The 21,354-nt window shown below is 54.1% G+C and carries 24 protein-coding genes and 1 pseudogene; 10 read left to right on the forward strand and 15 right to left on the reverse strand.

Translation table 11 applies throughout. The features are described from left to right. Positions 1-2: 2 nt before the first annotated feature. The gene (kbaY, locus tag JSN25_RS02450) at positions 3-878 is read left to right on the forward strand and encodes a tagatose-bisphosphate aldolase subunit KbaY (protein WP_087856879.1); all 876 of its coding nucleotides are present in this window, start codon (positions 3-5) and stop codon (positions 876-878) included. 183 nt (positions 879-1,061) lie between these two features. Here kbaY and JSN25_RS21965 read toward each other — a convergent pair whose 3' ends face one another. The 3 genes and pseudogenes from JSN25_RS21965 to rsmI form a co-directional block, all read right to left on the reverse strand. Next, complete coding sequence (locus JSN25_RS21965; RefSeq protein ID WP_233593225.1) at positions 1,062-1,205, reverse strand: HTH domain-containing protein; 144 nt, start codon at positions 1,203-1,205, stop codon at positions 1,062-1,064. Beyond that, positions 1,185-1,406: pseudogene (locus tag JSN25_RS21970) on the reverse strand (Fic family protein); the annotation flags it as partial. The gene JSN25_RS21965 and the pseudogene JSN25_RS21970, both read right to left, overlap by 21 nt. Positions 1,407-1,408: 2 nt before the next feature. After that, positions 1,409-2,272, reverse strand: a complete 864-nt coding sequence (gene rsmI, locus JSN25_RS02460) for a 16S rRNA (cytidine(1402)-2'-O)-methyltransferase (protein ID WP_038634156.1) — start codon at positions 2,270-2,272, stop codon at positions 1,409-1,411. Between the two features lie 63 nt (positions 2,273-2,335). On the opposite strand from rsmI, the gene JSN25_RS02465 reads away from it, so the two are divergent. The 4 genes from JSN25_RS02465 to dolP are packed head-to-tail and all read left to right on the forward strand — an operon-like array spanning position 2,336 to position 5,941. Further along, on the forward strand, positions 2,336-4,378 hold the full coding sequence (locus JSN25_RS02465) for a penicillin-binding protein activator (protein ID WP_204525419.1): 2,043 nt from the start codon (positions 2,336-2,338) through the stop codon (positions 4,376-4,378). Further along, complete coding sequence (locus tag JSN25_RS02470) at positions 4,336-4,731, forward strand: YraN family protein (RefSeq protein WP_087856882.1); 396 nt, start codon at positions 4,336-4,338, stop codon at positions 4,729-4,731. Before JSN25_RS02465 ends, JSN25_RS02470 begins: the two co-directional genes overlap by 43 nt. 34 nt (positions 4,732-4,765) lie before the next feature. Further along, positions 4,766-5,356, forward strand: coding sequence for a DnaA initiator-associating protein DiaA (gene diaA, locus JSN25_RS02475; RefSeq protein WP_003024948.1), 591 nt, complete (start codon positions 4,766-4,768; stop codon positions 5,354-5,356). 9 nt (positions 5,357-5,365) lie between these two features. Beyond that, entirely contained in the window at positions 5,366-5,941 is a 576-nt protein-coding gene (gene dolP / locus JSN25_RS02480; RefSeq protein ID WP_003024954.1) for a division/outer membrane stress-associated lipid-binding lipoprotein, read from the forward strand. Positions 5,942-6,034: 93 nt separating this feature from the next. Here the strand turns inward: dolP and JSN25_RS02485 are convergent, their stop codons facing one another. After that, positions 6,035-6,670, reverse strand: a complete 636-nt coding sequence (locus tag JSN25_RS02485; protein ID WP_038634162.1) for an NAD(P)H-binding protein — start codon at positions 6,668-6,670, stop codon at positions 6,035-6,037. A gap of 128 nt (positions 6,671-6,798) precedes the next feature. Between JSN25_RS02485 and JSN25_RS02490 the strand changes: the two genes are divergently transcribed. Beyond that, the gene (locus JSN25_RS02490; protein ID WP_038634164.1) at positions 6,799-7,317 is read left to right on the forward strand and encodes a type 1 glutamine amidotransferase domain-containing protein; all 519 of its coding nucleotides are present in this window, start codon (positions 6,799-6,801) and stop codon (positions 7,315-7,317) included. On the opposite strand, the gene JSN25_RS02495 is transcribed toward JSN25_RS02490, so the two are convergent. Next, positions 7,297-7,740, reverse strand: coding sequence for a YhbP family protein (locus JSN25_RS02495; protein WP_087856883.1), 444 nt, complete (start codon positions 7,738-7,740; stop codon positions 7,297-7,299). The genes JSN25_RS02490 and JSN25_RS02495 overlap by 21 nt on opposite strands. Before the next feature lie 52 nt (positions 7,741-7,792). Here JSN25_RS02495 and JSN25_RS02500 point away from each other — a divergent pair, with 52 nt between their 5' ends. Beyond that, positions 7,793-8,092, forward strand: coding sequence for a GIY-YIG nuclease family protein (locus JSN25_RS02500; protein WP_159121508.1), 300 nt, complete (start codon positions 7,793-7,795; stop codon positions 8,090-8,092). Here the strand turns inward: JSN25_RS02500 and JSN25_RS02505 are convergent. Further along, positions 8,079-8,582, reverse strand: coding sequence for a GNAT family N-acetyltransferase (locus tag JSN25_RS02505; RefSeq protein WP_003024966.1), 504 nt, complete (start codon positions 8,580-8,582; stop codon positions 8,079-8,081). The two genes, JSN25_RS02500 and JSN25_RS02505, sit on opposite strands and share 14 nt — an antisense overlap. Then, the gene (ubiT, locus tag JSN25_RS02510) at positions 8,576-9,100 is read right to left on the reverse strand and encodes a ubiquinone anaerobic biosynthesis accessory factor UbiT (protein ID WP_204525420.1); all 525 of its coding nucleotides are present in this window, start codon (positions 9,098-9,100) and stop codon (positions 8,576-8,578) included. The genes JSN25_RS02505 and ubiT overlap by 7 nt, the downstream gene beginning before the upstream one ends. 220 nt (positions 9,101-9,320) lie before the next feature. On the opposite strand from ubiT, the gene ubiU reads away from it, so the two are divergent. The 3 genes from ubiU to JSN25_RS02525 all read left to right on the forward strand — a co-directional run bounded on the left by ubiU (position 9,321) and on the right by JSN25_RS02525 (position 12,397). Next, positions 9,321-10,316 (forward strand): ubiquinone anaerobic biosynthesis protein UbiU, encoded by a 996-nt coding sequence (ubiU, locus tag JSN25_RS02515; RefSeq protein ID WP_006687898.1) that lies wholly within the window; start codon positions 9,321-9,323, stop codon positions 10,314-10,316. 8 nt (positions 10,317-10,324) lie between these two features. After that, positions 10,325-11,203, forward strand: a complete 879-nt coding sequence (locus JSN25_RS02520; RefSeq protein WP_422678871.1) for a U32 family peptidase — start codon at positions 10,325-10,327, stop codon at positions 11,201-11,203. Between the two features lie 186 nt (positions 11,204-11,389). Beyond that, on the forward strand, positions 11,390-12,397 hold the full coding sequence (locus JSN25_RS02525) for a luciferase-like monooxygenase (RefSeq protein ID WP_204525421.1): 1,008 nt from the start codon (positions 11,390-11,392) through the stop codon (positions 12,395-12,397). An 88-nt stretch (positions 12,398-12,485) separates the two neighbouring features. On the opposite strand, the gene mtr is transcribed toward JSN25_RS02525, so the two are convergent. From mtr to rbfA, 8 genes are all read right to left on the reverse strand, one after another. After that, positions 12,486-13,730 carry a tryptophan permease gene (gene mtr / locus JSN25_RS02530; protein ID WP_038634179.1) on the reverse strand — a complete coding sequence of 415 codons (1,245 nt, stop codon included), beginning with the start codon at positions 13,728-13,730 and terminating at the stop codon, positions 12,486-12,488. Positions 13,731-13,875: 145 nt separating this feature from the next. Next, positions 13,876-15,801, reverse strand: a complete 1,926-nt coding sequence (gene deaD, locus JSN25_RS02535; protein ID WP_204525422.1) for a DEAD/DEAH family ATP-dependent RNA helicase — start codon at positions 15,799-15,801, stop codon at positions 13,876-13,878. Further along, complete coding sequence (gene yrbN / locus JSN25_RS02540; RefSeq protein WP_010723222.1) at positions 15,794-15,874, reverse strand: protein YrbN; 81 nt, start codon at positions 15,872-15,874, stop codon at positions 15,794-15,796. Before yrbN ends, deaD begins: the two co-directional genes overlap by 8 nt. 106 nt (positions 15,875-15,980) lie before the next feature. Then, positions 15,981-16,865, reverse strand: a complete 885-nt coding sequence (gene nlpI, locus JSN25_RS02545; RefSeq protein WP_038634184.1) for a lipoprotein NlpI — start codon at positions 16,863-16,865, stop codon at positions 15,981-15,983. A 109-nt stretch (positions 16,866-16,974) separates the two neighbouring features. Then, positions 16,975-19,110 (reverse strand): polyribonucleotide nucleotidyltransferase, encoded by a 2,136-nt coding sequence (gene pnp, locus JSN25_RS02550; RefSeq protein ID WP_038634187.1) that lies wholly within the window; start codon positions 19,108-19,110, stop codon positions 16,975-16,977. A 246-nt stretch (positions 19,111-19,356) separates the two neighbouring features. Continuing rightward, positions 19,357-19,626, reverse strand: a complete 270-nt coding sequence (rpsO, locus tag JSN25_RS02555) for a 30S ribosomal protein S15 (RefSeq protein WP_000059465.1) — start codon at positions 19,624-19,626, stop codon at positions 19,357-19,359. Between the two features lie 273 nt (positions 19,627-19,899). Further along, positions 19,900-20,844, reverse strand: a complete 945-nt coding sequence (gene truB, locus JSN25_RS02560) for a tRNA pseudouridine(55) synthase TruB (protein ID WP_199966641.1) — start codon at positions 20,842-20,844, stop codon at positions 19,900-19,902. Beyond that, positions 20,844-21,248, reverse strand: a complete 405-nt coding sequence (gene rbfA / locus JSN25_RS02565) for a 30S ribosome-binding factor RbfA (protein WP_003024988.1) — start codon at positions 21,246-21,248, stop codon at positions 20,844-20,846. The genes truB and rbfA overlap by 1 nt, the downstream gene beginning before the upstream one ends. Positions 21,249-21,354 lie beyond the last annotated feature (106 nt).

Here is a 21,354-nt window from a genome sequence, read left to right on the forward strand (position 1 = left end):
TTATGAGCATTATTTCTACAAAATACCTCCTGCAGGATGCGCAAAAAAAAGGCTATGCCGTACCGGCCTTTAACATCCATAACGCCGAAACGATCCAGGCGATCCTGGAAGTGTGCTATGAAATGCAATCGCCGGTGATCCTTGCCGGAACGCCGGGTACGTTTAAACATATCGCGCTGGAAGAGATTTATGCGCTGTGCAGCGCTTATTCCACCAGCTACGGCATGCCGCTGGCGCTGCACCTCGACCACCATGAATCGCTGGACGATATCCGCCGTAAGGTGAATGCCGGGGTGCGCAGCGCCATGATTGATGGCAGCCACTTCCCGTTTGAAGAAAACGTCAAGCTGGTGAAATCCGTTGTGGACTTTTGCCATGCCAAAGATTGCAGCGTGGAAGCTGAGCTGGGCCGCCTCGGCGGCGTTGAAGATGATATGAGCGTGGATGCCGAAAGCGCCTTCCTGACCGACCCGCTGGAAGCGAAACGGTTTGTCGAACGTACCGGCGTCGACAGCCTGGCTGTTGCCATCGGCACGGCACACGGTTTGTACACTAAAACGCCCAAAATCGATTTCCAGCGTTTAGGGGAAATCCGTGAAGTGGTGGATATTCCGTTGGTGCTGCATGGCGCAAGCGATGTTCCTGACGACTACGTCCGCCGCACAATCGAGCTGGGAATATGCAAAGTTAACGTGGCCACCGAACTGAAAATCGCCTTTGCCGACGCGGTCAAAGCATGGTTTGCAGAAAATCCGCAGGGCAACGATCCCCGCTATTACATGCGGGTCGGTATGGATGCGATGAAAGAAGTGGTACGGAGTAAAATTAATGTCTGTGGTTCAGCAAACAAATTGATGGCTACCTGCGAATTATCGTAATCATCATTATATTCTGCGCGAGTGCTATCTGCGTGTTGTCAGGTAGCGCTCATTGTTCGAATAATTAGGCGGGATACACGCCATCATGACATGTTAAAAACGGCTGCTCATCGTGTGATTCGCGGCATACGCCAGGGTAGAAGGACATCCTGAATGCTAAAGAGATCTTGCTACTGATAGCAGCTAAAGCGAAGCACAATGCTTTAGCTGCAACGCTTTCAGATACCGCTCTACGGTGCGAGCTGAGATTTCACACTCTTCAGCGATACTTTTGGCAGATCTGCCCGGCTGGTTCGACAAGATTTGTAGAATACGTTTTCCTTCCATCAGAGCGGTGACTTGTTCTGTAGTCAATGAATTATGCTCAATCGCTAAAGAGGCCTGAATGGTGCGAATACGATTTTCTTTGCGCAAAAGAGGAGATGCCCTACCAGCCATCGCGGCCCAATGCCCCATCAACTCACCAATTTCAATGACTTGATTAAGGATCAATGGAGTGACGACGAAAGGTGGTTGGTAGGTGCTCACTCTTACTCCCCCTGCTGGTCCAGCGCGTACTTATACAGCGCATTCTTTTTCACGCCGTGAATTTCCGCTGCCAGCGCCGCCGCTTTCTTCAGCGGCAGCTCTTTTTGTAACAACGCCAGCGTACGCAGCGCATCAGCCGGGAGGTCATCTTCCTGCGCTTTATGCCCTTCGACAATCAGCACCATTTCGCCCTTACGACGGTTTTCATCTTCCTTGACCCACGCCAGTAGTTCGCCGACCGGCGCGCCGTGTATGGTTTCCCAGGTTTTGGTCAGTTCGCGCGCCAGCACCACATAACGGGATTCGCCCCAGACGGCGACCATATCTTCCAGACTATCCAGTAAACGGTGGGTAGATTCATAAAAAATAAGCGTACGCGGTTCTGCCTCAATGGCTTTCATCGCATCGCGGCGGCCTTTCGATTTGGCAGGCAGAAAACCCTCATAGCAAAAACGGTCAGACGGCAGACCGGCAGCGCTCAGGGCAGCAATCGCCGCGCAAGGGCCTGGCAGCGGCACCACGCGGATACCTGCTTCGCGACAGGTGCGCACCAGATGGTAGCCCGGATCGTTAATCAGCGGCGTTCCGGCATCAGAAACCAGCGCGATGTTTTGCCCTTCTTTGAGCTTTGCCACCAGCGTCTCGGCTTTTTGTTGCTCATTGTGATCGTGTAAGGCAAACAAACGGGCGTTAATCGCGAAGTGTTGTAACAATAATCCTGTATGACGGGTGTCTTCAGCGGCAATTAAATCAACGGCTTGTAAAACTTCGAGCGCTCGTTGGGTAATATCAGCCAAATTTCCGATAGGAGTAGGTACAATAAAGAGTTGGCCTTGAGAATTATCCGCCGATTCGTGTTGTTTCATTGTGTCGTCCGTATTGCCGATTTAATATTGAGCATTGCGTAAAAAAATATCACTGGATACAGTATGGTACCCTCAACATTTTCTCGTTTGAAAGCCGCGCGTGCGCTACCAGTCATTCTGGCAGCATTGATTTTCGCAGGCTGTGGCACCCAGGCGCCAGACCAGAGCGCAGCCCATATGCAGGGCACTGCGCAGGCTGATTCCGGCTTTTATCTGCAACAGATGCAGCAAAGTTCAGATGATAGCAAGACCAACTGGCAATTACTCGCCATTCGTGCACTGCTGAAAGAAGGCAAGAGCCAGCAGGCTATCGAATTGTTCAACCAGTTACCGCAGAAGCTAAACGATGCCCAGCGTCGTGAGCAGTCACTGCTGGCCGTCGAGATCAAGCTCGCGCAGAAAGATGTCGCGGGAGCCCAGGCCCTGCTGGATAAACTCACGCCCGCCGATTTCGACCAAAACCAGCAGGCGCGTTACTGGCAGGCGCAAATCGACGCCAATCAGGGTCGCCCGTCGCTGTCGCTGCTGCGCGCCCTGATCGCCCAGGAACCACTGCTTGCCGCGAACGCTAAACAGAAAAACATCGATGCAACCTGGCAGGCGCTGTCGTCCATGACCCAGGAGCAAGCGCAGACGCTGGTCATCAATGCGGATGAAAACGTACTGCAAGGCTGGCTGGACCTCCAGCGCGTCTGGTTCGATAACCGTAACGACCCGGACATGATGAAAGCCGGTATTGCCGACTGGCAAAAACGTTACCCGCAAAACCCGGGAGCAAAACTGCTGCCAACGCAGTTGGTTAACGTGCAGAGCTTTAAGCCAGCTTCCACCAGCAAGATTGCCCTGCTGCTGCCGCTGAACGGTCAGGCCGCTGTATTTGGTCGTACTATTCAGCAAGGCTTTGAAGCCGCGAAAAACATGGGCACTCAGCCGGTAGCCGCTCCTGTTACCGCCGCGGATGCCTCTGCTGTGACGACCACGGATCAGCCGCAAACGACTGACGGTGTTGCCAGCCCTTCTCAGGCGTCAGTAAGCGATCTGACCAACGAGACGCCTGCGCAGCCAGGAGCTACAGCCCCACAGCCAACCCCACCAGCACAACCAACGATCGCCAGCGCGCCGGCAAATCCGTCCGCTGAGTTGAAAATCTACGACACCTCATCGCAGCCGCTGAACCAGATCCTGGCCCAGGTTCAGCAGGATGGCGCCAGCATCGTGGTAGGCCCGCTGTTGAAGAATAATGTTGAAGAGCTGATGAAAAGCAATACGCCATTAAACGTCCTGGCGCTTAACCAGCCTGAGTCCGTACAGAATCTGGCGAATGTTTGTTACTTTGCCCTGTCGCCAGAAGATGAAGCGCGCGATGCCGCACGCCACATCCGCGATCAAGGCAAACAGACGCCGCTGCTGTTGATCCCACGCAGTTCGTTAGGCGATCGCGTGGCTAATGCTTTTGCGCAGGAATGGCAAAAACTGGGCGGCGGCGTAGTGCTGCAGCAGAAGTTCGGCTCCACGGCTGAGCTGAAAATGGGTGTCAACGGCGGCGCTGGTATTTCCCTGACGGGCAGCCCGGTAGCCTCTTCTGTACCTGCGCAGCCTGGCGTGACGATTGGCGGTCTGACGATTCCGGCAGCGCCCACCGATGCGCAAATCACCGGGGGCAGTGGCCGTGTTGACGCCGTGTATATTCTGGCGACGCCGGAAGAAATCGCCTTTATTAAACCGATGATCGCCATGCGTAACGGCAGCCAGAGCGGAGCAACGCTGTATGCCAGCTCCCGTAGCGCGCAGGGAACCGCTGGCCCGGACTTCCGTCTGGAAATGGAAGGCTTGCAGTACAGCGAAATCCCAATGCTGGCAGGCGCTAACATGCCTCTCATGCAGCAGGCGCTTGGCGCGGTGCGTAACGACTACTCGCTGGCGCGTATGTACGCGATGGGTGTCGATGCCTGGTCGCTTGCCAACCACTTCTCGCAAATGCGTCAGGTGCAGGGCTTCGAAATTAACGGCAACACTGGCGCATTAACCGCAAATCAGGATTGTGTGATTAACAGGAAGTTATCATGGCTCAAATACCAGCAAGGACAGGTCGTCCCCGCCAGTTAACGAACAAACAGACCGGTGACGCGTGGGAAGCTGTTGCGCGTGACTGGCTGCACAGCAAGGGACTGCATTTCATCGCCGCCAACGTGCGTGAACGTGGCGGCGAAATCGACCTGATAATGCGTGAAGGCAACACCACCGTATTTGTTGAAGTTCGCTACCGGCGTTCAGCCCAATTTGGCGGCGCGGCGGCGAGTGTGACCCGGAGCAAACAACACAAATTATTACAGACCGCCCGCTTGTGGCTTGCGCGCCACAATGGGAGTTTTGATACTGTGGATTGCCGGTTCGATGTGTTAGCCTTCACCGGAAATGATGTTGAGTGGTTTAAAGACGCGTTCAACGACCGCTCATAGTTGAAGATTCAGAGCCTGGTTCTTAAGGATTAGCGTGTTAGATAGAATTAAAGTCTGCTTTACAGAAAGCATTCAAACTCAGATAGCTGCGGCTGAAGCGCTCCCGGATGCGATCTCCCGTGCAGCCATGACGCTGGTTCAGTCCCTGCTTAATGGCAACAAAATTCTCTGTTGTGGTAATGGGACGTCCGCTGCCAACGCACAGCATTTTGCTGCCAGCATGATCAATCGTTTTGAAACGGAACGGCCAAGTTTACCTGCTATTGCACTAAATACTGATAATGTGGTCTTAACTGCGATTGCCAACGATCGCCTGCACGACGAAGTTTATGCAAAACAAGTCCGTGCGCTGGGACATGCAGGTGATGTTCTGCTGGCAATCTCTACGCGTGGTAATAGCCGCGATATCGTGAAAGCCGTTGAAGCCGCCGTGACCCGCGACATGACAATCGTCGCGCTGACCGGGTATGACGGAGGGGAGCTGGCCGGGTTGCTGGGGCCGCAGGATGTTGAAATCCGCATTCCCTCACACCACAGCGCCCGCGTTCAGGAAATGCATATGCTGACGGTCAACTGCCTTTGCGATCTCATCGATAACACGCTTTTTCCTCACCAGGATGATTAAGGAGTACACATGAAGGCATTTTCGCCGCTTGCTGTGATTATCGCTGCACTGCTGCTGCAAGGCTGTGTAGCTGCCGCCGTGGTCGGAACCGCAGCCGTCGGGACTAAAGCCGCGACGGATCCGCGTAGTGTCGGCACTCAGGTAGACGACGGAACCCTGGAATTACGCGTCAATACGGCGTTGTCGAAAGATGCCCAGATCAAGAAAGAAGCGCGTATCAACGTTAGCGCGTATCAGGGCAAGGTTCTGCTGGTCGGTCAGTCACCAAATAGCGAGCTGTCTGCGCGGGCAAAACAGATTGCAATGGGCGTAGAAGGTACCACTGAGGTCTTTAATGAGATCCGTCAGGGCCAGCCAATCGGTCTGGGCGATGCGTCCAACGATACCTGGATCACCACCAAAGTACGTTCCCAGTTGCTGACCAGCGATCAGGTGAAATCCTCTAACGTGAAAGTCACCACCGAGAACGGGGAAGTGTTCCTGCTGGGCCTGGTTACTGAACGTGAAGCGAAGGCGGCGGCGGATATCGCCAGCCGGGTAAGCGGCGTGAAACGCGTCACGACGGCCTTTACGTTTATTAAGTAATACCGATGCCGGATAGCGACGCATAAGCGTCTTATCCGGCCTACAGGACGTCATCGTTTGTAGGTCGGATAAACGTCAGCGCCACCCGGCATTTTATTTTGCCCTTTCGCGTAGCTCGGAAGAGGTCAGGATCGTAACGCCCTCATCTCCTGGCGCCAGCGCTTCTGCCAGCATTGCCCGTGCAACATCACGCGCTTCAATCGACTTCCAGTTACCCGGCAGCAGCCTGAACAACGGCGCTAAAAACTTCTCATTCGTCCGCTGTTTATCCCGTTCCCCCAGTAGCATCGAAGGTCGGACAATCGTCAGGCGCGGCCATTTCTGCGCGATTAACGCCTGTTCCATTTCCCCTTTCACCCGGTTATAAAAAAACGGTGAATTCGCATTCGCGCCCATCGAACTCACCACCAGCATATGCTGGGCGCCTAACCGGCGTCCCGTCAGGGCGGTGTCCACCACCAGCGTATAGTCAGCGTGGATAAACGCCTCTTTCGAGCCGGCTTCACGCCGGGTGGTTCCCAGACAACAAAAAACGATATCGACCGGATCGGTGACTTGCGCCAGAGCATCAGTTAGCTGCGGATCATGGGGATTATAAACGCCAACCGTATCAGCCAGCGGTCGACGCGTCGGCGCCGTAATGGCGTTGACCCGGGGTTCATTAAGCAGCATACGCAGCAAATTTCCGCCTACCAGCCCCGTTGCGCCTGTTATTAACACCTGACTCATCCTCGCTCCTTTACAGATTTGTCCGTCTTGCACTCTCAGCCTTAGCGACCAGACTTAATAGTTCGTGAGGTAATTATCCGCCAACATGGAAATTCTGCCTCATTCGCAAGCAACTCAACGGAGGAAACATGAGCAAGAAGATTGCCGTTTTAATCACTGATGAGTTTGAAGATTCAGAATTTACATCACCAGCAGCAGAATTTCGCCAGGCCGGGCATGAAGTCATCACCATTGAAAAACAGGCAGGCAAAACGGTGAAGGGGAAAAAAGGAGAAGCCAGCGTCACTATCGACAAAGCGATCGAGGATGTGCGCCCTGCCGATTTTGACGCCCTGCTACTGCCAGGCGGTCACTCGCCGGACTACCTGCGCGGGGACGATCGTTTCGTGACCTTTACCCGGGATTTCGTTAACAGCGGCAAACCGGTGTTTGCTATTTGCCACGGTCCACAGTTGCTGATCAGCGCGGATGTCATTCGTGGCCGTAAACTTACCGCCGTGAAACCTATCATCATTGACGTAAAAAATGCGGGCGCCGAATTTTACGATCAGGAAATGGTGAATGATAACGATCAGCTGATAACCAGCAGAACACCGGATGACCTGCCAGCGTTTAACCGTGAGGCATTACGTATTCTCGGGGCGTGAGTCTCGTAGCCAGAGCATTTTTTTGCCAAAGCCCAGCGTGTTGTCCGTAAATTTGACTTCATCCAGCCGAATTTCCCACACGGGTGCGGACAGCATTCTGGCCACCGGGAAGCGGCGATTATACGCTTTACGCGCAACGTCGCTCTCCTCCCCCTCAAGACGGCGGATTTCCCCTTTAAACTGTACGCCGCGAATCAGGGCTACCGTTTTGGGCTGGCCGTTTACCGTACCGGCAACAGGCGCACGTGGCCCGGACATCTGAGCATGACGCGTTTTCTCTTCGGTCAGCACATAGAACACCACCTTTTGCGCATCAAACAGGTAAAACGCATTGGCGCACCACAATTCACCATCCTGGTGTACACACCAGGTTACGACGTGCTGTTTTGCCAGCCAGCGGGTCACCGCAGTCAGTGTTTCCATTTCTGTTCTCTTTTATACTGTAGGCCTGAAAATTATCACGTCGATGGTGACAATGACACCCTGGTATCTGTATCTGATCCGTACCGCGGACAACGCTTTATACACCGGAATAACCACCGATGTGGAGCGTCGATATAAGCAACATCAGAACGGGAAAGGCGCGAAGGCGCTACGTGGAAAGGGAGAACTCACCCTGGCATTTGCGGCGCAGGTCGGCGACCGTTCGCTGGCTCTGCGCATCGAGTATCGCGTCAAACAGCTCACAAAGCGTCAGAAAGAGCGCCTTGTAGAGGGCGGAGGGCTTGAGGCTCTGCTGAGCAGCCTGCAAACCCCGGATGTTAAAAACGATTGAAGTGGTCGTGGTATTCCACCAGGCCCGTCACGCCCTCCAGCGCATCGTCCGCCAGGCGATGAACCTGGAACGCGCTTTCGGTGCCCGGCCAGCGGCAACGCAGGTCATGATGTGCAGCCAGCTCAAAGCCAAAGCGGCTGTACAGTGCCGGATCGCCCAGCGTAACCACCGCGGCGTAGCCAAACTCGTTCAGGGAGTCGAGTCCTTCATAGACCAGTTGACGCGCCAGGCCCTGACCACGGTAGTTTTCATCCACTGCGAGCGGCGCCATGCCGACCCATTGCAGATCTTCACCCTGAACATCGACAGGACTGAACGCGACGTAACCCACTACCTGACCTTCGTCATCTGTCGCAACCAAACCCAGCGTTAAGAAACCATCTTCACGCAGGTCGTGCACTAATTTCGCTTCCGCATCGCTCTCAAATGAACGACGCAGCAACGCATCAATACCGGGGGCATCGATGGGAATCTCAACTCGAATCAGCATGGCTCACCTACCGAAGTCTGTTTGGTGTCTGGCGTCGTTTTCATTCCCGCCTCAACAAAATCCGCCAACTGCATCAGCATGACGCGCAACGCTTTAGGCATCTGATCCAGTTCGATGGCGTCCATCAGATTTTTTACGTATAGCCCTAATTCTGTGTCACCTTCAATCACCAGGCGACGCTGGAAGAAAAGCGTATCCGGATCCTGCTTACGTGCAGCAATCATCAGTAAATCGCTGGCGTCAGCGCTAAAACTCACATCCGCATCGGCACTCTGTCTGACGATAAGTTTATCGTTCTCAACAGAGGTATACCATTGGAGGCCAATATCACGCACATGAATACTCAGCCAGCGGCCTTCGAGGAACTCCAGCTCTCCATCAGCCAGCGCCTGGCTAAACTGCCAGCTCAGAACCTGCTCCAGGACCTGGCGCTTCAGCGCAAAGGGCGTCAGTTTAACCGGTACACTCATCAGAGAAGGACCAAAATGTACTAAGCGTGAACGCAGTTTATCCAACACGAGCTTTACTCCCTGTTTCAATAGTCCTGCTATTTTGCCATATCCAATAAACGACATAGCGGCATAAATCAACAATTCGATGCGAAATTGTTACCTCTTTATTGCTATCACCAATACGACTTTAACTGCCTCAAATCAAAAATTGTCTCAGCAAGGTTAACTAAAATCCCTCTTCGTTAACATTTCTGCGCCCTTCACGGCGCTACGTTCAGGATAAATTATGGAGCTGCTCTGCCCTGCCGGAAATCTCCCGGCGCTTAAGGCGGCCATCGAGAACGGCGCTGATGCTGTCTACATCGGGCTGAAAGATGATACCAACGCCCGTCATTTCGCCGGCCTTAATTTTACCGAGAAAAAATTGCAGGAAGCGGTGAGTTTTGTCCATCAACACCGTCGTAAGCTGCACATCGCGATTAACACCTTTGCGCATCCGGATGGTTATGCGCGCTGGCAGCGGGCCGTAGATATGGCGGCGCAACTGGGTGCGGATGCACTAATCCTCGCCGACCTCGCCATGCTTGAGTATGCCGCAGAGCGCTACCCGCATATTGAGCGCCATGTCTCTGTTCAGGCATCTGCTACCAACGAAGAGGCGATTAATTTTTATCATCGCAACTTTGATGTCGCGCGCGTGGTGCTGCCGCGCGTGTTGTCTATTCATCAGGTGAAGCAGCTCGCTCGCGTCACGCCCGTTCCACTCGAAGTGTTCGCCTTTGGCAGCCTGTGCATTATGGCGGAAGGGCGGTGTTATCTTTCATCCTACCTGACGGGTGAATCGCCTAACACGGTTGGCGCTTGCTCTCCCGCGCGTTTTGTTCGCTGGCAGCAGACCCAACAAGGTCTGGAATCGCGTCTGAATGAAGTGCTGATTGACCGCTATCAGGACGGAGAAAATGCCGGTTATCCGACACTGTGTAAAGGCCGTTATTTGGTTGACGGCGAGCGCTATCATGCGCTGGAAGAACCCACCAGCCTGAACACGCTGGAGCTGCTGCCGGAGCTGCTGGCGGCCAATATTGCCTCGGTAAAAATCGAGGGACGCCAGCGTAGCCCGGCCTACGTCAGCCAGGTGGCGAAAGTGTGGCGTCAGGCGATCGATCGTTGTATAGCCGACCCACAGAACTATGCGCCACAGGCGGCATGGATGGAAACGCTCGGTTCCATGTCCGAAGGCACGCAGACCACGCTTGGCGCGTATCACCGTAAATGGCAGTGAGAGAAGCAATGAAATATTCCTTAGGGCCGGTGCTGTGGTACTGGCCAAAAGAAACGCTGGAAGATTTTTATCAGCAGGCCGCCGCCAGCCAGGCCGACATTATCTATCTTGGCGAAGCGGTATGCAGCAAACGTCGCGCCACTAAAGTCGGCGACTGGATTGATATGGCGAAGTCGCTCGCCGGCAGCGGTAAACAGGTGGTGCTGTCAACGCTGGCGCTGGTGCAGGCCTCGTCTGAGCTAGGCGAATTAAAGCGCTATGTCGAAAACGGCGACTTCCTGCTGGAAGCCAGCGATCTGGGCGTGGTAAACATGTGCGCGGAGCGTAAGCTGCCGTTTGTCGCCGGACATGCGCTCAACTGCTACAACGCGGTGACGCTGCGTTTGCTGCTCAAACAAGGGATGGTGCGCTGGTGTATGCCGGTAGAATTATCTCGCGACTGGCTGATCAATCTGCTCAACCAGTGTGAAGAGTTAGCTATCCGCGATAAGTTTGAAGTGGAAGTGCTGAGCTACGGCCATCTGCCGCTGGCGTACTCTGCCCGTTGCTTTACGGCGCGTTCCGAAGATCGGCCAAAAGACGAGTGTGAAACCTGCTGCATCAAATACCCGAACGGGCGAGATGTGCTGTCGCAGGAGAATCAACAGGTCTTTGTTCTCAACGGGATTCAGACCATGAGCGGCTATGTTTACAACCTCGGCAACGAGCTGACATCCATGCAGGGGCTGGTGGATATTGTACGTCTGTCCCCTTCAGGCACGGAAACATTTGCCATGCTGGATGCCTTCCGCGCCAATGAAAACGGCACTGCCCCATTACCGCTTACCGCCCATAGCGACTGCAACGGTTACTGGAAACGTCTGGCTGGGCTGGAGCTGCAATCCTGATAAAACCTCGCCGGATGGCGGCATAGATGCCTTATCCGGCCTACAAATCGCGATCCCTAGGCCCGATAAGCGCAGCGCCATCGGGCATTGTTTTTGCCGTCAGTCTCATAAAGCTCACTTTGTTAACAACGTTAATCAAATTTTAATGCAGTATTAAATGATTAACCGGTAACAAAGTGAGCCGTTATGACTGACAAAACTATTCCGTTCTCGGTGCTGGATCTGGCACCGATCCCTGAAGGATCTTCGGCAAAAGAAGCCTTTACGCACTCGCTTGATCTCGCACGGCTGGCTGAAAAGCGCGGCTATCACCGCTACTGGCTGGCAGAACATCACAACATGACCGGCATCGCCAGCGCCGCAACCTCTGTGCTGATTGGTTATCTGGCTGCCAATACCACCAAGCTGCATCTGGGTTCTGGCGGCGTGATGCTGCCCAACCATTCGCCGCTGGTGATCGCCGAGCAGTTCGGTACCCTGAACACGCTGTATCCGGGACGCATCGATCTCGGGCTTGGCCGCGCACCGGGGAGCGATCAGCCAACGATGCGCGCGCTGCGCCGCCATATGAGTGGCGATATCGATAACTTCCCACGCGACGTAGCAGAACTGGTGGAGTGGTTCGACGCCCACGACCCGAACCCCCATGTACGCCCGGTGCCTGGCTACGGCGAGCAGATCCCGGTCTGGTTATTAGGTTCCAGCTTGTATAGCGCACAGTTGGCGGCGCAGCTTGGCCTGCCGTTTGCCTTCGCCTCGCACTTTGCTCCGGATATGCTGCATCAGGCGCTGCATCTGTATCGTAGCCAGTTCACGCCTTCGGCGCGCCTGGCAAAGCCGTATGCAATGGTATGCATCAACATCATTGCCGCCGACAGCAATCGCGATGCCGAATTTCTTTTCACCTCAATGCAGCAGGCGTTTATGAAACTGCGTCGTGGCGAAACCGGCCAGCTACCGCCGCCGGTAGAGAATATGCATCAACTGTGGTCCGCTTCTGAACAGTATGGCGTGCAGCAGGCGCTACGCATGTCACTCGTCGGTGATAAGGCGAAAGTGCGGCACGGGCTGGAGGCTATTTTGCGTGAAACCCAGGCTGATGAAATTATGGTTAACGGCCAGATTTTTGATCACCAGGCGCGGCTCCACTCATTTGATTTGGCGATGGATGTGAAGCAGGAATTGTTGGGATAGTGCTATTTGTGCCGGATGGCGGCTGCGGCTTATCCGGCCTACGCAATCTCTGTAGGCCCGGTAAGCGTAGCGCCACCGGGCAATTGTTCTACTGGTACACCGGCAGCAGGTTAACGCTCGACAGAACATGGATAACCGCGTTGCCGACGCCGAAGACCAGAATCAGGGCAATCATTGGTTTACCGCCCCAGACGCGGAATTTCGGACTGCCGAAACGTTCGCGAGATTTACGTGCCAACAGCGCTGGCACAATGGCAGCCCAGATAGTTGCAGCTAAACCTGCATAGCCAATGGCGTACAGAAAACCGTTCGGCCACAGCAGGCCACCGACAATTGGCGGCACAAACGTCAGCAATGCGGTTTTAAAACGCCCCATTGCTGAGTCATCAAAACCAAATAAATCAGCCAGATAGTCAAACAGGCCCAGCGTCACGCCGAGGAAGGAACTGGCGACCGCAAAGTTGGAGAACACCACCAACAGCAGATCCAGACTACGGCTGTTCAGCACACCGCTCAACGCCTGCACCAGCACATCAATGTTCCCACCCTGCTGCGCAATACCAATAAATTCCGGACGCGGAATATTACCCATCGTTCCCAGCAACCATACGGTATACAGCACCAGCGCCAGCAACGTGCCGTATACCAGGCACTTAACGATGGTCTTCGGATCCTTGCCGTAATACTTCATCAGGCTTGGGACGTTGCCGTGATAACCAAATGAAGCCAGACAGAATGGCAGCGTCATCAGCAGGTACGGCGTATATGAAGCGTTGCTCTGCGCCACGTTAAACAGCGTTGCGGGCTGCACGTGTCCCAGCAGACTGCCGAAGGTCAGGAAAAAGGTAATGACCTTTGCCCCCAGCACAATCGCCGTCATGCGGCTAACCGCTTTGGTGCTTAACCACACCACAAACGCGACCAGCAGCGCAAAGCCAAGACCTGCCGCGCGCGCCGGAACGTTCAGCGACATCTCGGCAAAGGTGTGATGCAGAATCGAGCCGCTTGCCGAAATATAGGCGTAGGTCAGAATGTAGAGCACAAAGGCAATGGAGATGCCGTTAACAACGTTCCAGCCTTTGCCCAACAGATCTTTGGTAATGGTATCGAAGCTGGAACCAATCCGGTAATTGAGGTTGGCTTCAAGGATCATCAGCCCGGAGTGCAGCATGCAGAACCAGGTGAAGATCAGCGCCGCCATTGACCAGAAGAACCACGCCCCGGACATGACCACCGGCAGAGAGAACATCCCCGCGCCAATAATGGTGCCGCCGATGATCACCACGCCGCCAAGCAGCGAAGGTGACGTTTGGGTGGTGGTTAGTGTTGCCATTTAGCCATCTCTCCAGTCATTTATATTGTGACTACTTATCAATGTGCTGCACTGTACCAGTACACGAGTACAATTGAAATAAAAAAAGCCCCGATTGTTGAGATCGGGGCTGTATACTTTATTTTACGCTTTTAGCCGTTTTGGCTTATGCGTCACCGCCGAAACGACGACGACCGGCTGAGTCATCACGACGCGGAGCAGAAGAATCGTCACGGCGCGGGCCACGACCACCTTCACGACGTTCGCCGCTGAAACGACGACCATCACCACGACCGCCTTCACGACGCTCACCGCCAAAACCACGGCCTTCACCGCGACCGCCTTCACGACGCTCGCCGCTGAAACGGCCACCGCCACGACGCTCACCACCGGTATGCGGTACTGCATCGCCAACCAGCTGCATGTTCATCGGCTTGTTCAGGATGCGGGTACGGGTAAAGTGCTGCAGCACGTCGCCCGGCATACCTTTCGGCAGTTCGATGGTCGAGTGGGAAGCAAACAGCTTGATGTTACCGATGTAACGGCTGCTGATATCACCTTCGTTAGCAATCGCGCCAACGATATGGCGGACTTCAACACCGTCATCACGACCCACTTCAATGCGGTACAGCTGCATATCGCCAACGTCACGACGTTCACGACGCGGACGGTCTTCACGGTCGCCACGCGGGCCACGATCGTTGCGGTCACGCGGACCACGATCGTCACGGTCGCGGAATTCACGCTTAGGACGCATCGGTGCATCTGGTGGTACGATCAGGCTACGTTCGCCCTGAGCCATTTTCAGCAGTGCGGCTGCCAGGGTTTCCATGTCCAGCTCTTCGCCTTCAGCGGTAGGCTGAATCTGCGCCAGCAGAGCACGGTACTGATCCAGATCGCTGCTTTCCAGCTGCTGCTGTACTTTCGCGGCGAATTTTTCCAGACGGCGTTTGCCCAGCAGCTCTGCGTTCGGCAGTTCTACTTCTGGAATAGTCAGTTTCATGGTGCGTTCGATGTTACGCAGCAGACGACGTTCGCGGTTCTCAACGAACAGCAGCGCACGGCCAGCACGACCCGCACGACCGGTACGGCCGATACGGTGAACGTAAGATTCGGAGTCCATCGGGATATCGTAGTTAACGACCAGGCTGATACGCTCAACGTCCAGGCCACGGGCCGCAACGTCGGTTGCAATCAGAATATCCAGACGGCCATCTTTCAGACGCTCCAGAGTCTGCTCACGCAGAGACTGGTTCATGTCGCCGTTCAGCGCAGCGCTGCTATAACCGCTACGCTCCAGCGCTTCTGCCACTTCCAGAGTCGCATTTTTGGTACGGACGAAGATAATCGCCGCATCAAAATCTTCTGCTTCCAGGAAACGCACCAGCGCTTCATTTTTACGCATGCCCCACACAGTCCAGTAGCTCTGGCTGATGTCAGGACGGGTAGTGACGCTGGACTGAATGCGTACTTCCTGCGGCTCTTTCATAAAGCGGCGGGTAATACGACGAATCGCTTCCGGCATGGTGGCAGAGAACAGAGCGGTCTGATGACCTTCCGGGATCTGCGCCATAATGGTTTCAACGTCTTCGATGAAGCCCATACGCAGCATTTCATCAGCTTCGTCCAGTACCAGACCGCTCAGTTTGGAGAGGTCCAGAGTACCGCGCTTCAGGTGATCCAGCAGACGACCCGGCGTACCGACGACGATCTGTGGTCCCTGACGCAGGGCACGTAATTGCACGTCATAACGCTGGCCGCCGTACAGGGCAACCACGTTCACGCCGCGTATGTGTTTAGAGAAATCCGTCATGGCTTCTGCAACCTGAACCGCCAGTTCGCGGGTCGGTGCCAGCACCAGAATCTGAGGTGCCTTCAGCTCAGGATCAAGATTGTTGAGCAGCGGTAAAGAGAACGCTGCCGTTTTGCCGCTACCGGTCTGGGCCATACCCAGAACATCGCGACCGCCCAGCAGATGCGGAATGCACTCTGCCTGGATTGGAGATGGTTTTTCGTAACCCAGATCGTTAAGGGCTTCAAGGATAGGAGCCTTCAGGCCCAGATCTGCAAAAGTGGTTTCGAATTCAGCCATGTAGTACGTGTGCCTCAAAATTAATGGCGGCCAGTCTACATAACTCATCATGAAATTGATCTGCAATTTTCATTGAAAAGTGTGAACCGGCTCAAAGTAGGTGTATTAACGAACAACAACGCCCTCACCCGTGAAGGTGATGGCAATCAAAAAAGATTACGGGCTGATGTGTACGTCAGCTATTGCTGGTCCGATTCTGCCAGGTCATCTTGGTCCTGGCCCAGGAGCGATAATTCCAACAATGCGTATCGGTGCTCAACAAAGTTATGAACGTTGTTAGCCACCGCCAGTTTGAACAATGCCGTAGCGTTGTCCAAATCCCCCAGACTTAGGTAGTACTTACCTAAATAGAAGTTGGTTTCACTGAGATGCTCAGCGAGCGAGGTGTTATCCGTTGCGTCCGCCTTCAGGCGTTCCATCAGCGTTGCTTCGCTAATGTTGCCCAGGTAGAACTCGACAATGTTCCATCCCCATTGCTCTTTATCCGATTTCTCGAAGCGTTGGTTTAACGCTTCTTTAGCCTGCTTCTCATCGAGCTTCTGCTCGGCAAGATAAAGCCACAGACTGCGGAAAGGATCATTGGGATCGTCTTGATAAAACGCCAGCAGATCATCTTGCGCTAACTTATCGCGACCGCCGTAATACAATGCGATACCGCGATTTAAGTACGCGTAGTTGTAAGTTGGATCAAGCTCAAGTACAGAATCAAACGCTTCATAGGCAGCATCAAAATTGCCTGCCTGCGTTAAATATATACCTAAGTAATTGAATACTTCAGGCATATCTGGTCGGATTGCCAGCGCTTGTGAAAAATCATTTCGCGCCAGTGCCCTCAGACCGAGACTATCATACAACACTCCGCGCTCATATAAAAGCTGTGCGCGTTCGTCATCGGTTAAAGCCCGACTGGCAAGAATTTGTTCCATACGTGCCAGAATCACTTCCTGCTGCAAAGTCGGTTGCAATGGTACTGCGAGGACTTCACTCTTACGCCAGGCGGAATTACTACATCCAGCCAGCGTGAGTGCTGTCGCAACGAAACACCAGCGCAAAAAAGGCTTCATTTCCCACTCCCGAAGACAACGATTGAATGAACGTCCAGGTTCCCCGGTTGCTAACAAGGCGTCCTGCCGGGTTAAAGGCCCTCCGTTCTCACGGAGGGCAATGGCAACCTTACTCGCCCTGTTGGCTTACCGGAGCTTCCGGTTCGCCTGCAGGCTGAGACTGCTCAGTTGCTTCTTTAATGCTCAGACGTACACGGCCCTGGCGATCAACTTCCAGAACTTTAACCGGTACTTCCTGGCCCATCTGCAGGTAATCGGTCACTTTCTCAACGCGCTTGTCAGCGATCTGAGAAATGTGTACCAGACCTTCTTTACCGCCACCGATGGCAACGAATGCGCCAAAGTCAACGATACGGGTCACTTTACCCGTGTAGATACGACCTACTTCGATCTCTGCGGTGATCTCTTCGATACGACGGATAGCATATTTCGCTTTCTCGCCGTCGGTCGCTGCGATCTTCACAGTACCGTCATCTTCGATTTCGATAGTAGTGCCAGTTTCTTCGGTCAGGGCGCGGATAACAGAACCGCCTTTACCGATAACGTCTTTAATCTTGTCCGGGCTGATCTTGATGGTGTGGATACGTGGAGCGAATTCAGAGATATCGCCACGCGGCGCGTTAATCGCCTGTTCCATCACACCCAGGATGTGCAGACGCGCACCTTTAGCCTGGTTCAGAGCAACCTGCATGATCTCTTTGGTGATACCTTCAATTTTGATATCCATCTGCAGTGCAGAGATACCGTCGCGGGAACCCGCTACTTTGAAGTCCATATCGCCCAGGTGATCTTCGTCGCCCAGGATGTCAGACAGAACAACATAGTTGTCGCCTTCTTTCACCAGACCCATCGCGATACCCGCAACGGCCGCTTTGATCGGCACGCCTGCGTCCATCAGCGCCAGGGAAGCGCCACATACGGAAGCCATGGAAGAAGAACCGTTAGATTCGGTGATTTCAGAAACCACACGCACGGTGTACGGGAATTTATCCAGTTCCGGCATCACTGCCAGCACGCCACGCTTCGCCAGGCGACCGTGACCAATTTCACGACGCTTCGGAGAACCGACCATACCGGTTTCACCTACGCAGTACGGAGGGAAGTTGTAGTGGAACAGGAAGTTGTCAGTACGCTCGCCCATCAGTTCGTCGAGGTTCTGGGCATCACGGGTGGTGCCCAGGGTCGCAGTGACCAGCGCCTGAGTTTCGCCACGGGTGAACAGCGCGGAGCCGTGGGTACGCGGCAGAACGCCAGTACGCACGTCCAGACCACGAATCATGTCTTTTTCACGGCCATCGATACGCGGCTCGCCTGCCAGTACGCGGCTACGAACAACGTTTTTCTCAATGGCGTGCAGGATTTCGCCCAGTTCGTTGGCGTCCAGGGTTTCATCTTCTGCCGTAAGCTGAGCGATGGTTTCAGATTTGATCACGTCAACCTGAGCGTAACGCTCTTGTTTGTCGGTGATACGGTAAGCATCGCTCAGGCGAGCTTCTGCCAGTGCGGCAACGCGCGCGTTCAGTGCTTCGTTGACGGCTTCTGGCTGCCAGTCCCAACGCGGTTTGCCGGCTTCTTTCGCCAGCTCATTGATCGCCTGAATAACAACCTGCTGCTGTTCGTGACCGAATACTACAGCGCCCAGCATCTGGTCTTCGCTCAGCAGTTCAGCTTCGGATTCAACCATCAGTACGGCACCTTCGGTACCGGCAACAACCAGATCCAGCTTGCTTTCTTTCAGTTCGTCCTGAGTCGGGTTCAGTACGTACTGGTCATTGATATAACCAACACGCGCAGCACCGATCGGGCCGTTGAATGGGATGCCAGACAGCGTCAGCGCAGCGGATGCGCCAATCATTGCCACGATATCCGGGTTAACCTGCGGGTTAACGGACACAACGGTCGCGATAACCTGAACTTCGTTAACGAACCCTTCCGGGAACAGCGGGCGAACCGGGCGGTCAATCAGACGCGCGATCAGGGTTTCACCTTCGCTCGGACGGCCTTCACGACGGAAGAAGCTACCCGGGATACGGCCAGCAGCGTAGGTACGCTCCTGATAGTTAACGGTCAGTGGGAAAAAGTCCTGGCCTGGTTTCGCTTTTTTCTGGCCGACAACGGTAACGAATACCGCAGTGTCATCCATGCTAACCATAACAGCGGCAGTCGCCTGACGCGCCATCATGCCGGTTTCCAGCGTAACGGTATGCTGACCGTACTGGAATTTACGAACGATCGGATTAAGCAAAATAATATCCTTTCTCTATTTTTTGACGGCACATTTTTGCGCCATCGTTAATACCCGATCTTCTGCGCATCCTCGCGACTAATGACAACCCTAACCCATACGCATGAGTAAAGCCTCTCATTAGCCGCGCGAACCTCTGCAACGGAAGATCATTCATAGCAACAATACATTAGTTTCCAGCGAATTGCTGCCATCTGCTGGAAAAAAGGGGCCATGAAGGCCCCCTCTTTCTGAAACTCGAAAGAATTAGCGACGCAGACCCAGACGCTCGATCAGCGCGGTGTAGCGTGCAACATCTTTACGTTTCAGGTAGTCGAGCAGTTTACGACGCTGAGAAACCATGCGCAGCAGACCACGACGGCTGTGGTGATCTTTTTTGTGCTCTGCAAAGTGGCCCTGCAGGTGGTTAATCTGTGCAGTCAACAGAGCAACCTGAACATCGGTAGAACCGGTGTCGTTTGCATCACGACCAAACTCAGAAACGATTTTAGCGGTAGCTTCAGTACTTAGAGACATTTTAAAACTCCAAAGTGTTAAGAATGAAAGGATGCCGATCTCTAATTCAGCTATCCCAGTGTATACACTTTATCCTTCAAACTGACTCTGCGTTGGCTGCGTCCGCTCACCTCAGTCACTTATCTAAGTAAGCTCCTGAGGATTCTCAGACTTGCCGCCTTGATGCAGCTCGAATGATTTTGTGTATACGCCACGCAGATTGTTAAACAATTCACGCGACGTTAAGCGGCAGTATTCTACTCGCAGCGCCCTTTTATCGCAAGACAGAGAGCGCTATGCAGGATACTCAACCACCAGGCGACGGGGGGCGACACGACCTTCATCGTCGATCTCCCCCATGCCGATAAATTTGCCGTCATCGCCTTCCGTCACACGCACCAGGCCTTCCAGCGGGACACCTGTCGTACGTACCGGGTTACCATTTTTAAAGTAAACCGACGATGTTAAAGGCAAATTAACAACAGGATAGTCCGATGCTGGACTGTCCATTGGCATCAGCAAGGGATCAAGCAACTGAGCGGCCGGAATGTTCTGCTGCTCAGCCTGTTCAACCAGCTCGCGCAAGTGTTCCAGCGTCACCATACGATCCACCGGATACTTGCTGACCGTCAGACGACGCAGGTACGTTACATGCGCACCGCAGCCGAGCTTCTCGCCCAGATCGTCGATAATAGTGCGAATATAGGTGCCTTTGGAGCAGTGAACTTCCAGCTCCAGCTCGTTACCTTCATGGCGAATAAACAGCAGCTCATAGACGGTAATCGGGCGCGCTTCACGCGGCACTTCAATGCCCTGACGCGCATATTCGTATAGCTTTTTACCCTGATACTTCAGCGCCGAATACATTGACGGAACCTGCTCGATATCGCCGCGGAAAGTCTCCAGTGCGCTCGCAAGTTGCTCTGCGCTGAAGGTTACCGGACGTTCCTGCACGATTTGCCCGTCAGCATCGGAGGTGTCAGTACGTTGCCCCAGGCGGGCTACTACGCGATAGCGTTTGTCAGAATCCAGCAAATACTGTGAAAACTTCGTCGCTTCGCCGAGGCAGATAGGCAGCATGCCCGTCGCCAGCGGATCCAGCGCGCCGGTATGACCCGCACGGTTGGCATTGTAGATGCGCTTTACTTTTTGCAGTACGTCATTGCTGGACATGCCCTGCGGCTTATCCAGCAGCAGGACACCGTGAATGTCGCGACCACGACGACGAGGACGGCTCATCAGTCCTCCTTGCTGTCGTCCGCTGGGTTCACACGACGTTCATCGTCATGTTTCACCACGCTGGTCACCAGGTTAGACATACGCATCCCTTCAACCAACGAGTTGTCGTAGAAGAAGGTCAGTTCAGGCACGATACGCAGACGCATCGCTTTCCCCAGCAGGGAGCGGATAAAACCAGAGGCTTCCTGCAGGGCCTTAATGCCGTTTTTCACAGCCGCTTCGTCCTGGTCGTTAAGGAAAGTCACGAATACTTTGGCATACGCCAGATCACGGGACATCTCAACACCAGATACGGTAGTCATCATGCCTACGCGCGGATCTTTGATTTCGCGTTGCAAGATGAGTGCGATTTCTTTCTGCATCTCCTGCGCCACACGCTGCGGGCGACCAAATTCTTTCGCCATAATAAATTCTCCAGAATAATGACAAAAAAGGGGCCATAAGCCCCTTTTTAAATTTCTTGCCGGGTGGCGCTTNNNAGCCTGATGGCGCTACGCTTATCAGGCCTAC

Origin of the sequence: Citrobacter cronae (assembly GCF_016893685.1) — a bacterium.
Taxonomy (GTDB): domain Bacteria; phylum Pseudomonadota; class Gammaproteobacteria; order Enterobacterales; family Enterobacteriaceae; genus Citrobacter; species Citrobacter werkmanii.